Genomic DNA, 12,677 nt, shown 5'->3' with positions numbered 1-12,677 from the left:
ATGCTTTGTTCATCAGTGCAATCTCTTCAACCCGAAGCCATTGTTGATTTCTTAAAACGAGAAATCATCTTAAAGGACATTTATAAACGGGTACTGTCTCAACAAATTATCAGCGAAACGGTAAAGGCAAAAGGCATCACCGTGACCGCAGACGAAATTCAAGCTGAAGCCGATCGCCAGCGGCATCAAAGGCACTTGGAAAGTGCAACGGCAACCTTTTCGTGGTTAAACGAGCAGTTAATGACACCAGAAGATTGGGAAGCTGGAATTAGCGATCGTCTAATTGCAGCAAAATTGGCAGAATCACTCTTTGGTCATGAGATTGAAAAATACTTTGTTGAACATCAGCTTGAATTTGAGCAAGTTTTACTCTATCAGTTAGCTGTGCCCTATCTTCAGCTTGCCCAGGAATTGCTTTACCAAATTGAAGAAAACGAAATCGGCTTTTATGAGGCAGCACACCTTTACGACTTAGATGAACAGCGTCGTCTCCAGTTTGGCTATGCAGGAAAACTATATCGATGGAGCTTTACTCCAGAAATTGCAGCTATTCTCTTAGGCGCTAATACTGGCGAGGTAATTGGACCAGTTCAGGCTGAACAAAGCTATATCCTGTTAATGGTTGAAGAATTTATCCCTGCAAGGCTTACGCCTGAGATTCGTCAAATTATTCTCGATCGATTGTTTCAAAACTGGTTAGACCATGAATTGACACTCATTGCCCAATAAGCGAAGAACACCGTTTTTCTTTAACCCCGCTCCTAAGAGGATGTCTGAGAAGTATCAAAGATTCTTACACTCGCCCCCCACCCCCCATTCTGGGGCAGGACTTCCGAACCAATGCTCCTTCAAAGTCCCCCAGAATGGGGGATTTAGGGGGCGGATCGGATAGCAATCTAGACTTCTCAGACATCCTCTAAAGGAAAGGGGATTTGAGCAGATTCATCCTTTCATGCAGCAATGCCAAAAAAAAGGGAGCGCTCAGCACTCCCCCTTGTCGTTTCTGACGAAGTTTTAAGCCAAGATGAACGATGAATGAGTGATAGTATTTGCCTTTATATTCGTTAAGAATACGATCGCCTCTTGTCCATTTTTTAGACTAATCACTGTGTCATCGGCGCGATCGCCAATTCCTTGAAGAATCGAAAGGCGATCGAAGCTCAAACCTTTAGACAGTGCAAGCAAATCATTGCCCACCTCAAAGTCAGCAATGGTATCAGTCCCGGCTCCTTTCGCTAAAGCAAACACGTCTCTGCCGCTACCGCCGTGCAAGAAATCGTTCCCTTTGCCACCGATCAGCCAGTCATTGCCTTCACCGCCCGTGAGAACATCGTCGCCCTGACCGCCATCTAGGTAGTCATTGCCCTCGCCACCCCGCAGCAGGTCGTCGCCACCCAAACCAGAGAGGCGATCGTCGCCACCCTGACCGTTAATGACATCATTGGAGGAATTAAAGCCTTCAATGTCATTATCCAAGTCATTTAAGAAGGTGACAGAGTTGCGGTTAAAGATGCGATCGAAATTCCAGTTGCGGTTGAAGACATCAAAGCTATCCTCAATCTTGGTTTGTCCCTCAAATAGGAGGTTGCCTAAATCGACAGAAGCGCCAGTAGCTTTCTGCAAATTGTCCAAATTTTCGAGGGCAAAATCATTGAGGACAACTTTGGTATCAGAAACTCCCTCAAACGTCAGTTCTAAATCACTACCCTTTTGATCGAGCAGTAGGTTCCGCGCTGTTAAACCCGCCCCTACAAACTTGATGGTATCAACTTCGGCACGAGTTGCTGCCGACGGATTCACGCCCGTACCAATGCCGCCAAAATCTGAAATTGTGGCAGTGCCATCACCTTGCTGAACGACAAAGCCATCTTGTCCACCCTTGCCTGTTGCAGGCGGCGGTGTAAATTCGTAGATGGCAGTGTTGTTACTGACTTCGTAATTCACAATTAACAGCGGCTTACCGTTGGGGCTGCGGTTGGCAGAAATGAACGCGACACCCTCTGGAGCAGCGTCAGTCGCGACTTCGGCGGTAAAATCGCGGCTATTTGTGTAATCCACGAACGTTGGTTTTTCGGGATTCGTAACATCGTAAGTCATGACCCCGCCGACTCGCTCAAGACCAACGAATGCATAAACCCGTCCGTTAACATTGCCGATCGCAATACCTTCGGGTTCAGGTCCTTTATTGTCGCTACGGGTGTCGAAACTGTCGTTCTCGCTATTGGAGTTGAAGTTAGTCGGCAATGCTGCTGCTGTGATGCGCTCAAACTGGTCACCGCTATCGAAGACCTGCTTAATACTGGCATCAAAGATGGAGAAAGAGCGAGCGCCAAAAGCTTCAATGCGTTCAAAATCGCCATCACCATCTAAGTCGCCAGAAGAGCTAGAAACGGTTAAACGACCGAGCGCAGTGTTTTGTTTCAAGGCGGCAGCATTCGGAAAAATCGTCGGATCAAGCACATAGCGACTGCTACCCACCCGAACTTCATCTGCAAAACCGTCGTAGTCGCGACCGTCGCCTTCGTTAGCTGTAACGATGTAGGTGCGTCCATTAGCAGCAGTAAACCGAGCAATGCCATCAGGCTGGTACAAACCAAAAATAGGATAGTTTTGAATGTTAATTTTGCCATCTCTATCACTAGCATCAAGTCCATTGCCAGGGAGTGAATGATTTTTGAGACCGAGCGGCAAAATATCAGTGACGGTGGCAGTGGCAATGTCTACGATCGCGATCGCGTTGTTTTCCTGTAATGCTACCCAAGCCGTTTTGCTGTCGGGCGAAATAGCAATGTATTCTGGCTCTAGGTCTTGAGCAACGCTGGCATTGGGTCCCGTGATGCGGACACCTTTTGCCTGCAATTCTGCCTTGCGATCGTTAAACGATTCAAATCCAGCGCTGGAAACCGTTGCATTGTCAACACCATTTGAGAGATCAATAATGCTAACTTCCCCCACTGGATCGATCGAATCGGGTTGATTATAGCTGCTGGGTTCTCCTTCAATGGCAACTAAAACCTTTTTGCCATCGGGAGTGAAAGTTAGCATATCCGGTCCCGATCCAACGGTAATCTCTTTTAGAATTTCACCCTGAGCGTCTAGAAAGAGAACTTTACCCGGATCGGTACTGACTGTAGAAACGATCGAAACTGCAACCAGCCCATTACTCACCGCAACGCTACTGGCATCACCAAAGTCAGAAAAATCCAGGGCTTTAACTAGGGTCGGGTTGCTGGGGTTGCTTAGATCTAGAATTTCGATTATGGGCCCCGTTGCAACCACGAACAGCTGCTTAGTGATTGGGTCGTAAGCACTAATTTCTGAACCTGCGCCCGCATAGTCTCCGATTTTCGTCAGTACGCGAGAAAAATTAACAGTGTCATCCAGCGCTGGAATGCCAGCTTCTGAACCCAAAGTGTGTAACGTTTGAAGTTCTGATACCATATCTAAACCTAAATGAATGTGAAGCGAACTCAATTTGTGCCTTGATATGAATCTCATGGCAACTTTAAGAATTCTTTAACAAATTTTTAATTCCCCAGTAGTTTTACTAGAACTTTATACTGCGGGGTTGGGTTAAGTAGCTGCGATGAAGCCATGAAGGATGCCGTGAAGCTTCTACGCTAGCGTGTGAGTACTGTAGAGCCTGTTAACTAGGTTGTTGACCTGAAGGAAACAATCTAACTGCATCGGGATTGACAAGACAGTTGACCCGATCGCCAACTGCGATCGTGCCTGATGATAAGCGCGCCTGTAAAATCGTTCCTGAGGGCGTTTGCACCCAATAAGCGTAGTCACGTCCTAGAAAATGGCGATCGCGTACCACAATTTGACTTTCTGGGCTAGGGTGCAGCTTTAAATCTTCTTGCCGAATCATCAAAGCTCCTGTCTCCTCCGCAAGATCCTGCTTAATTGAAAAGCTTCCTACCTCAGTCTGCCAAATAGAGCTATGGCGCTGTGCCGATAAAAAATTAGCTTGCGTCACAAACTCAGCGACAAAGCGAGAGGCAGGATAGCGGTATAACGCTTCGGGGTTATCAAGCTGTTCAATTTTCCCCTGATGCATCACTGCTACTTGGTCGCAAATCGCCAGCGCCTCTTCTTGATCATGGGTGACAAAAATTGCAGTAGTGTGAGTGTCTTTCAAAATCTCTCTAATCTCTCGACGTAGATGCAGCCGCACTTGCACATCCAAATTACTCAGCGGTTCATCTAGCAGAATGAGTGAAGGGCGACGGGCGAGGGCACGGGCAAGGGCGACACGCTGCTGCTGCCCACCGGAAAGCTCATGGGGATAGCGATTTTCTAATCCTTTGAGCCCAACCAGGGCAAGAGTTTGAAGCACAGGGTCTGCCTTTACTTTTTGCCCCGCTAATCCAAATGCTATATTTTTAGCGACGCTTAAATGAGGAAATAACGCATAGTCCTGAAATACCATGCCCATGTCCCGTCGTTCGGGTGAAACCCAATGTCCATTGCCTGCTACGATTTGTCCGGCTAGGGTGATGTGACCTGATTGAAGCGGCTCAAACCCAGCAATGAGTCGCAGCAAGGTTGTTTTGCCGCAGCCTGAAGGGCCCAATAATCCTAAAATTTCACCAGGATGGAGGGTGAGGGAAACTTGGGTAACCGCAGGGGTAGGGGTTTTAGGAAATTGGCGGGTGACATTTTCAATTTGAAGAATTGGCGAGACGAGAGACATGCGATCGCTAAGAAATTTGAATATTTGAACAGTTCGATGGGTGAGTTCGGTGAACCGCCACAGACTCATGATAGAGTGATTCCTGAAATAGATTCTCAATTAGCGGGATTTAAGTTCGCCTTTTCTTAGATTGATGCAATATTTTTCTGGCTCAACGCGCTGGCAGTCTTGGCGATTAGAAGGTTGGACTTTACTAGTAGGAGCGATCGCCCTCTTATTGTCCTTGCCGATTCTGACAGTCCTCAGCAGTATTTTGACCCCCAGCGGCAATATTTGGTCGCATTTGGCTTCTACTGTTTTAGGAAGTTATCTCTTTAACTCTTTGGCATTGATGTTAGGAGTGGGCTGCGGTGTCATTGGCGTTGGCGTTAGCACCGCATGGTTGGTTACAATGTGTCGCTTTCGGGGCAGTCGAGCGCTTGAGTGGCTGCTGTTACTGCCGTTGGCAGCGCCCGCCTACATCTTGGCATATGTTTACACCGAGCTTTTGGAGTATTACGGCCCTATACAAACAGGTTTACGAGCATTGTTTGGCTGGAGCAGTGCCGCAGAGTATTGGTTCCCACCCGTGCGATCGCTGCCTGGCGCAATCTTGATGCTGACATTAGTGCTCTATCCCTACGTGTACTTATTAGCGCGAGTCGCGTTTTTAGAGCAATCTGTTTGCACCTTAGAAGCAAGCCGGGCTTTGGGCTGTAATCCTTGGCAAAGTTTTCGGCGGGTGGCTTTGCCGTTGGCACGTCCGGCGATCGCAGCAGGTACAGCTTTAGCATTAATGGAAACGCTTAGCGACTTTGGAACGGTGCAGTTTTTTAGCGTTAACACCTTTACCACAGGAATTTACCGCACTTGGTTCGGCATGGGTGAACGGATTGCGGCATCACAACTGGCGGCTTGTTTGATGGGGTTCATCCTGGTGCTGATTTTAGTCGAACGCTGGTTTCGACAACGGGCAAAGTATTATCAAAGCGGCAGCCTCGATCAGCGAATACCCAGATACGCCCTGGGTGGAATGCGGGAAGCGATCGCTCAGAGCGTTTGCGTTTTACCCATTTTGATAGGATTTGTGATTCCGGCAATAACTCTGTTGCAACTGACTCTAGCCAGTTGGAATGAAACTTTTAATCCTCGGTTTTGGAGCTTTGTTCAGAATAGCTTGTTGATGGCAGGGCTAACGGCAGGCATTTGCGGGGCAATCGCCTTGATTATGGCTTATGGCTTACGGTTGCATCCGACTCGGAGCATGATTTTAGCAGTGCGATTAGCGGTCATGGGTTACGCCATTCCAGGATCGGTGATTGCGGTCGGAATCTTAATTCCGATGGGGCAGGTTGATCAGCTAGTGGATGCTGTTATGAAATCGACCTTTGGTATTTCTACTGGGCTACTGTTAAGCGGCACGATCGCGGCACTCATTTTTGCCTATCTTGTTCGCTTTTTGGCAGTAGCTTTTAGCACTGTTGAAGCGAGCTTAGAACGAATTAAACCCAACTTAGACGAGGCTGCTCATTCTTTGGGGCACAATACTCAGCAAACCTTAACGCGTGTGCACGTCCCCTTGATGCGAAGCGGATTGTTGACGGCTGCGTTGCTCGTTTTTGTTGATGTCATGAAAGAATTGCCTGCGACCTTAATTGTTCGCCCGTTCGATTTTGACACGCTAGCTGTGCGCGTTTACCAACTTGCTTCAGATGAACGGCTAGCAGAGGCAGCCGCACCAGCGCTAACAATTGTTCTGGTCGGAATGATTCCAGTGCTAACCTTAAGCTGGCAAATTCGTCGAAGGCAGTCTTCGTCTTCAGGTGAAAATTAATGAGTCTTTTTATGTATTTACAAAAAATTAGTATTTTTCTCAGTTCTATCCTGTTCTTTTCACTGATGAGTGGATGCGCTAAGCCCGATCCTCGCGTCGATCTACTCAAGACTAAAAGCTGTGTCGAATGTCAGTTAGCTAACAGCGATTTTAGTAACGCTGATTTTAGTAAGGGTCTGCTAAATCGGGCTGACTTAAGCAATGCTAAGTTAACTGGAAGTAACTTGAGCGAAGCCCTCTTAGATAGTGCTAACCTGAGTAACGCAGACCTGAGCAACGCTAATCTTCAAGGTGTGGCACTCACCTCAGCTAATTTAAGTGGTGCAAACTTGAGTAAAGCTAACTTAACGGGGGCATATTTGCGCAATGCTAATTTAAGCAATGCTGATTTGAGGGGTGCAAACTTAAGCCAAGCTAATTTAACGGGGGCAAAATTGCAGGGAGCTAAGTTGCAAGGCGCAACGCTGACGGGAGCAATCTTGCCAAATGATCAGGTGAAGCCATGATTTTTTTACCGATGGTTTTACTCCGAAGAAATTTGGTCTAATCACTATGGTATGACGGATGTAGAATTTTGGGATGGGAAATAACAGCGCGTTGATACACAGAATTCGTTAAGCATCCAGTAAGATACAAAGCCCGATCGTAATCTGGGCGATCGCGAATCAGGCTTTGTATGAGACATGCTACAAGTATGAGACATGCTACAACGGGCTTTACTTAGACATTTTTATGTCCATCCCGCGCGATCCATAATTTGAAGCGCTTCAGCATTATTGCGACCAAAGACCGCTGCATTTAATGGATCATCCTTAAAGTCTCCAAAGCTTGTGATGACTGGATCAACGCGACTGCCTTGCACCACTGGATACTCGCTATTACCCAAAGCAAAAATCTCTTGTGCCTCTGGGCTGGCTAAATGCTCTAGAAACTGAACTGCCGCCGCTTTGTTGGGAGCCGTTTTAAGCACACCCGCACCACTAATATTGACGTGAGTGCCGCGATCGCCCTGGTTGGGGAAGAACACACCAATTTTCTCAGCCGCCGCTTTTTCTTCGGGCTTATCCGACTTCATTAACCGTGCTAAGTAGTAAGTATTGGCGATCGCCAAATCTCCTAATCCGGCGGCGACTGCCTGAATTTGAACCGTATCTCCTCCTTCGGGCGGACGCGCAAAGTTTGCCACTAAGCCTCGCGCCCAATTCTCAGTTTCACGAGCGTTCGTTGCCGCCAAAATAGAGCCAGTTAAAGACAGGTTATAAACATTGGTTGAAGATCTCACCAAAATTTTGCCACGCCATTTGGGATCACTTAACGCTTCATAGGTTGAAAGCTGCGTCGGATTCACCCGATCTTTGTGATACATAATCACCCGCGCCCGTTTAGAGAAACCAAACCACAATCCATCGGGATGCTGCAAATTCTCGGGAACAACGCGCTTCAACAGACTGGAATCAACCGCTTGAAACAAGCCTTGCTGCTCTGCCCGCCAAAGCCGACCTGCATCGACTGTAATCAACACATCTGCTGGGCTACTGGCACCTTCGCTCTTGATGCGCTCAATTAACTGGTCAGCTTCGGCTTCAACTAGCTTGACCTGGAACCCTGTTTTGTTGGTAAAACTTTGGTATAAGGCATTATCTGTGTCGTAATGCCGAGATGAGTAAAGATTTAACACCTTTGTTGAAGGCGCTTGCTGTGCCCGGGTCGGAGCGGTTCGCCCCAATGCAACTGCTGCTAGGGCAGTCCCTGCGCCTATAAAAACACGCCGATTCATCGCCATCGTCAGTTCTCTCCTAAAGTACTCGCCTGTAGATTATTTCTGTAGTTTTTTTAGATGCATCAGTCAAGCAACTCGCTTAGTAAGCTATTGCGTCTCTACAAATAATGACATAGATTTGCAATAGGAAAAACTTAATGTCAAAGTTAGTTTATGCTGAGTTGCAGCTTTAGCGATCGCATCAGATCCCTTAGAAGACCTGAAGATGGTTTCTAGCAAGGGTTAACGTTAAAAAATAATGCTAGACAGGTTTTATTTTTTGACAAGTTGCTCTAAAATGAAGGACAGAATTAGAATAAGTATTTAGAATCTTTATTAATAAACTCAGTTTTTTGGCGAAGCCCTAATGCATTCATGGAAGCACGGAAAGAGTTTGGCAACTCTCTTGGTTCAAAAGATCAAGCGTCCCTATTGGGTCGCTTCAGTGGTATTGCATGGATTACTTTTACTTGTCCCCCTTGCTTCCCCGCCTTCTACCGAAGCACCCCCAACCAAACCTATCAAGCTTACTCGTCTGCCTCTTGCTGAGCCTTCTCCAGTGCCTCTCCTGAAGCCTTCTCCAATCAGACAGCCTTCCCCTTTGCCCAACCCTTCTCAGATTCTGCCTTCCTCTGTGCCACCGTTGCCTAGTTCTCCACCCTCGCCAAGAGCATCTCGGGTGAATATTTCTCCTTCCCCACCGTCTCCTGCTCCTGTGGCCGCTACTCCTATCCCTTCCCCACCTTCGCCCAGCCCCTCACCCAGTTCATCACCTGATCCTTTACCTACGCCGTTATCTACGCCATCACCTAGTCCTACAATTCCTCCTGACCCCTTCGCAGGCTTTCCCCATGTTTCTGGTGCGCAGGCAGGATGTGCAGGGTCTGAGCGCTGCTGGCAAACTGCTGACACTCAGTGGCGATCGATCGCCGTTAACATTCAGCAAGATCTTCAAGATAAAGGCTATGTATTAGATCCGTTACCTTTAGCAGATGAGACTGGGCGACAGGTTTATCGAGTTTCTAAAGCAGGCGAAGAGCCTTACTATCTCAGTTTTATTTCAACACCACAAGGTACTATTTATTCTTCTACTGAACGACCAATGACTCCAGAGGAGATGAATATATTATCGGGGGTTTGACAGCGTTTGCAATCTGGGCTACGACCTTTATTTTTTACATTTCTACGGTATTTGATCTCATCTCTCATCGTGGCATTATCATGTTGTCTTCAGTCGTATTATCAATCATGGCGATCGCTGATAGACTGGAAAAGGGAGAGTTTTGGTATCAGTTTTTAAGGCAAGAAGATCGGTGGTGCAAGAGGGATTGACAACAAAGGTGACTTTGAAAGGATGTGTAACGATCGCCCTGCTGACGCTAGGATTGGCGAGTTGCGATCGCCCAACTACCCTATCTTCCTCGTCGCCATCTTCCTCATTGCCCTCGCTTAGTCCTGTTGCTACGACGGTATCGCCTACACCCTCTCCACCGACTGCGGCAGAGCGAACCGCCGCTAACACGTTCCGGCAGCAAGGACTGGACTATCGTAACCAAGGACTCTACGACGAGGCGATCGCGGCTTTGCAAAAATCTGTTGCGTTAGATCCCGGTGAACTTTCTGGGCGTGTCATCCTGGGCTGGACGCTTCATCTGGCAGGTCGCGAAACAGATGCCACTCACCAGTTAAAGCAAGCACTGGTTCAACAGCCCACTCATGTTCCAGCGCTCAATGCTTTGGGAATTGTGTATTTGGTCAGTGGTGATCTCAATGCAGCCGTTCAGACTCATCAAAAAGCCGTTGCACTTCAATCTGATAATGAAATTGGGTACTTTAACTTGAGTTTGGCTTACCACCGACTCAATCGCTACCCCGATGCGATCGCCAATGCTCAACAAGCCACACAGTTAGAGCCTGAGAACCCACATCCCTGGCTAGCGCTGGCGATCGCTCACTGGAGCAGCAACGAACCCACCCTGGCTGAAGAAGCCTACCAACAAGTCATCCGCCTAGATGCTCAATATGGTAATGCTGCGATGCTAGACCCGCTCAAGTTTGCTGGGTTTAGCCAGAATCAAATTCAGTTAGTTGAAATAATCCGGCAGTCCAGCTAGCAGATTGAGAAAAAATTGCATCGACATGAGCGCCCACTTAAGCGAAGCTGTACATCTTCTTAATAGCAATATGTTAAAGTTGAGACATGGCAACACCAAAGATCCGAAAGACACCTGGAATTTGCAACGGAGCCGCTTGTATTGGTCGGACACAAATTCCGGTGTGGAAATTAATTGAACTATCTGCGCAAGGATGCTCAGAGGCGAATTTGCTGGGTGACTACCCTCAGTTGACTAGAGATGACTTGAAAGCCGCCCGCACTTACTACGCTCAAAATACAGAAGAAATTGACGACGCGATCGCTTCTCAGTCCTAAGCCCTAAACTGGGCAGATAATGAGCAGATTGTTAAAGAAGTTAAATTTCCTGACTTTAATATCATCTTCAAGAAATCTAACATCTTGAAATCTAGGGTTGGTAATTTTTAAGCTTGCCCATCTCTCCTAGCGCTGACTATTTACAGGTGGAAAAGATTCCGAAGCTGTTCATTTCTATAGGCTATCTGAGTCGGCTCAAAGATTTTTTGAACGGAGACAACAGCAAAATCATAACCGATCTCATCATCGATAAAGAAACGATCGTCCATCGGGTTTTGTCAGTCGATCGCTACAGCGTTACACCTGTTTTTGTTTTAGCCTTTGACTCTGATTTTGAAGCTGCTGTCAATGTTACGAATACGCTGAATGCAAGCAGAATTTCAGTTGATCTGGAACAAGCTGAAAGAAGGTAAGTCATCGTCACGGTGAATGATAGAAGTGAGTATTTGATCGCATTAAAGATAATTGACTCAGACGATTAAGTTAAACCGCTTCTTTTATTCTTACAAAGTAACTATGATAAAAGCAGTCTAAATCACTTAGAAAAACGTTGCTCATGATTGACTTTGCAGTGTGGGATGGGTTGCTGCATCAGTATGTAGACCTGCAGGGACGAGTTGATTATCAGGCGTGGAAAGTTCAGCACCCTCAAACGCTAACCCGTTGGCTGACTGATTTAGAACAGTTAGACCTTGACCCCGCTCCCACCCCTGAACAGCAGCTTGCCCTTTGGATTAACCTCTACAATGCATTCACAGTTTCGACCATTTTAGAACGCTATCCGATCGCCTCAATTCGACCGTCTATATTTGGAATTCCTAACTGGCTCGCCTTTTTATGGTTTTTTCAACGGCGGGTATATCGCGTGGGTCATCAGACCTATAGCCTGGCTCAAATCGAAAATCAGATGCTGCGCGATCGCCTGCAAGAGCCACGTATTCACTTTGCAATTGTCTGTGCTTCCCTGGGTTGCCCCTTGCTTCGGAGCGAGGCTTACACCCCTGAAAAGGTAACTCGGCAGCTTGAAGAAGATGCGGCGCGGTTTATCAGTAATTCCGACAAGGTTCGCTATGATGCTCAAGCTGGAATTCTGTATTGCAGCAAAATCTTTAAATGGTATCAGCAAGATTTTCTGGCTGTATCGCCCTCCATTCCAGACTATGTTCGTTCCTTCCTCCAACCCGACTTGCCTTTGTCAGCCAGCACCCCCATTGTCTATCTCTACTACGATTGGAGCCTCAATCAACGGATGTCTTCATAGAATTGTTTGAGATAGGTTGCAGAAACGCCAATTCCCCATAACGCCCCGATGTAGACATATATTGCCGTTGCTTTCCAAACTCCCCAGTGTGCCACTCGGCGATCGGAGCTTTGCACGACGCGATTAACCTGACGGATTTTTCCCTTTTGGAGCAACCGCAAGCACAAATCACCATCTTCCATAATGGGTAGCGCTTCATTAAAACCGCCACACTCCCAAAAGTCTGTCTGCCGACAAAACATTACCTGGTCACCAAATAACAGGCGCAATCCTTTAAAAAATAGATGAGGTCTAAATAGTAAGGGTGCGTAGTAGGTTTTTAGGTAATGGTGTAGCGCAATTCCCCACCGGGTACGCTGGGCGCTAGTCATTAGAGAGACAAAGCCGCCACAGGCAATCTTTGGGTCGGCTAATGTTTGCTCTATCATTCTCACCAAGTCATCTGGCACCCAGGTATCGGCATGGAGAAAGCAAAGAATATCTCCGATCGCCACTCGAGCGCCATCATTCATTTGCACAGAGCGCCCCTGACGATTGCAGGAGAGAACATGGATACCCGCAGCTTGGGCAATTGCAATGGTTTCATCCTGACTTCCGCCATCGACAACCAGTACTTCTAAAGGTGGCGGATCAAGCACTGCCAGGTGTCGCAACGTGCGTCCTAGGCTGCTGGACTCGTTTAATGTGGGAATAATAATTGAGACACGCGGCATT

The 12,677-nt window shown here is 47.3% G+C and carries 12 protein-coding genes; 8 read left to right on the top strand and 4 right to left on the bottom strand.

Annotated elements, in window-relative coordinates; genetic code table 11:
• Positions 1-729 carry a peptidylprolyl isomerase gene (locus tag KME11_20845; GenBank protein ID MBW4517660.1) on the top strand — a complete coding sequence of 243 codons (729 nt, stop codon included), beginning with the start codon at positions 1-3 and terminating at the stop codon, positions 727-729.
• A gap of 285 nt (positions 730-1,014) precedes the next feature.
• On the opposite strand, the gene KME11_20840 is transcribed toward KME11_20845, so the two are convergent.
• Both KME11_20840 and KME11_20835 read right to left on the bottom strand, forming a co-directional pair.
• Positions 1,015-3,498 (bottom strand): choice-of-anchor I family protein, encoded by a 2,484-nt coding sequence (locus KME11_20840; protein MBW4517659.1) that lies wholly within the window; start codon positions 3,496-3,498, stop codon positions 1,015-1,017.
• A 148-nt stretch (positions 3,499-3,646) separates the two neighbouring features.
• Complete coding sequence (locus KME11_20835) at positions 3,647-4,699, bottom strand: ABC transporter ATP-binding protein (GenBank protein ID MBW4517658.1); 1,053 nt, start codon at positions 4,697-4,699, stop codon at positions 3,647-3,649.
• Between the two features lie 133 nt (positions 4,700-4,832).
• Between KME11_20835 and KME11_20830 the strand changes: the two genes are divergently transcribed.
• Both KME11_20830 and KME11_20825 read left to right on the top strand, forming a co-directional pair.
• A complete protein-coding gene (locus tag KME11_20830) occupies positions 4,833-6,512 on the top strand; it encodes an iron ABC transporter permease (protein MBW4517657.1) in 1,680 nt (559 codons plus the stop codon).
• A complete protein-coding gene (locus tag KME11_20825) occupies positions 6,512-7,018 on the top strand; it encodes a pentapeptide repeat-containing protein (GenBank protein MBW4517656.1) in 507 nt (168 codons plus the stop codon). The genes KME11_20830 and KME11_20825 overlap by 1 nt, the downstream gene beginning before the upstream one ends.
• Before the next feature lie 224 nt (positions 7,019-7,242).
• On the opposite strand, the gene KME11_20820 is transcribed toward KME11_20825, so the two are convergent.
• Positions 7,243-8,295: a Fe(3+) ABC transporter substrate-binding protein gene (locus tag KME11_20820; GenBank protein MBW4517655.1), complete on the bottom strand. Its 1,053-nt coding sequence runs from the start codon at positions 8,293-8,295 to the stop codon at positions 7,243-7,245.
• Between the two features lie 370 nt (positions 8,296-8,665).
• On the opposite strand from KME11_20820, the gene KME11_20815 reads away from it, so the two are divergent.
• From KME11_20815 to KME11_20795, 5 genes are all read left to right on the top strand, one after another.
• Positions 8,666-9,412 (top strand): hypothetical protein, encoded by a 747-nt coding sequence (locus tag KME11_20815; GenBank protein MBW4517654.1) that lies wholly within the window; start codon positions 8,666-8,668, stop codon positions 9,410-9,412.
• A gap of 205 nt (positions 9,413-9,617) precedes the next feature.
• The gene (locus KME11_20810; protein ID MBW4517653.1) at positions 9,618-10,385 is read left to right on the top strand and encodes a tetratricopeptide repeat protein; all 768 of its coding nucleotides are present in this window, start codon (positions 9,618-9,620) and stop codon (positions 10,383-10,385) included.
• Between the two features lie 86 nt (positions 10,386-10,471).
• Positions 10,472-10,702, top strand: a complete 231-nt coding sequence (locus KME11_20805) for a DUF433 domain-containing protein (protein MBW4517652.1) — start codon at positions 10,472-10,474, stop codon at positions 10,700-10,702.
• Positions 10,703-10,815: 113 nt separating this feature from the next.
• Complete coding sequence (locus KME11_20800; GenBank protein ID MBW4517651.1) at positions 10,816-11,115, top strand: hypothetical protein; 300 nt, start codon at positions 10,816-10,818, stop codon at positions 11,113-11,115.
• A 143-nt stretch (positions 11,116-11,258) separates the two neighbouring features.
• Entirely contained in the window at positions 11,259-11,963 is a 705-nt protein-coding gene (locus tag KME11_20795; protein ID MBW4517650.1) for a DUF547 domain-containing protein, read from the top strand.
• Here the strand turns inward: KME11_20795 and KME11_20790 are convergent.
• The gene (locus KME11_20790; protein MBW4517649.1) at positions 11,945-12,676 is read right to left on the bottom strand and encodes a TIGR04283 family arsenosugar biosynthesis glycosyltransferase; all 732 of its coding nucleotides are present in this window, start codon (positions 12,674-12,676) and stop codon (positions 11,945-11,947) included. The genes KME11_20795 and KME11_20790 overlap by 19 nt on opposite strands.
• Between the last annotated feature and the right edge of the window lies 1 nt (position 12,677).

Origin of the sequence: Timaviella obliquedivisa GSE-PSE-MK23-08B, from assembly GCA_019358855.1 — a bacterium.
Taxonomy (GTDB): domain Bacteria; phylum Cyanobacteriota; class Cyanobacteriia; order Elainellales; family Elainellaceae; genus Timaviella; species Timaviella obliquedivisa.
The sequence above is the reverse complement of the archived record's forward strand: the minus strand, read 5'-3'. Positions and strand labels throughout refer to the sequence as shown.

What these genes read in the sequence shown, in the direction of transcription:
- KME11_20845 (MBW4517660.1), top strand. Translation starts at nt 1, where the DNA reads ATGCTTTGTTCATCAGTGCAATCTCTTCAACCCGAAGCCATTGTTGAT.
- KME11_20840 (MBW4517659.1), bottom strand. Translation starts at nt 3,498, where the DNA reads ATGAGATTCATATCAAGGCACAAATTGAGTTCGCTTCACATTCATTTA.
- KME11_20835 (MBW4517658.1), bottom strand. Translation starts at nt 4,699, where the DNA reads ATGTCTCTCGTCTCGCCAATTCTTCAAATTGAAAATGTCACCCGCCAA.
- KME11_20830 (MBW4517657.1), top strand. Translation starts at nt 4,833, where the DNA reads ATGCAATATTTTTCTGGCTCAACGCGCTGGCAGTCTTGGCGATTAGAA.
- KME11_20825 (MBW4517656.1), top strand. Translation starts at nt 6,512, where the DNA reads ATGAGTCTTTTTATGTATTTACAAAAAATTAGTATTTTTCTCAGTTCT.
- KME11_20820 (MBW4517655.1), bottom strand. Translation starts at nt 8,295, where the DNA reads ATGGCGATGAATCGGCGTGTTTTTATAGGCGCAGGGACTGCCCTAGCA.
- KME11_20805 (MBW4517652.1), top strand. Translation starts at nt 10,472, where the DNA reads ATGGCAACACCAAAGATCCGAAAGACACCTGGAATTTGCAACGGAGCC.
- KME11_20795 (MBW4517650.1), top strand. Translation starts at nt 11,259, where the DNA reads ATGATTGACTTTGCAGTGTGGGATGGGTTGCTGCATCAGTATGTAGAC.
- KME11_20790 (MBW4517649.1), bottom strand. Translation starts at nt 12,676, where the DNA reads ATGCCGCGTGTCTCAATTATTATTCCCACATTAAACGAGTCCAGCAGC.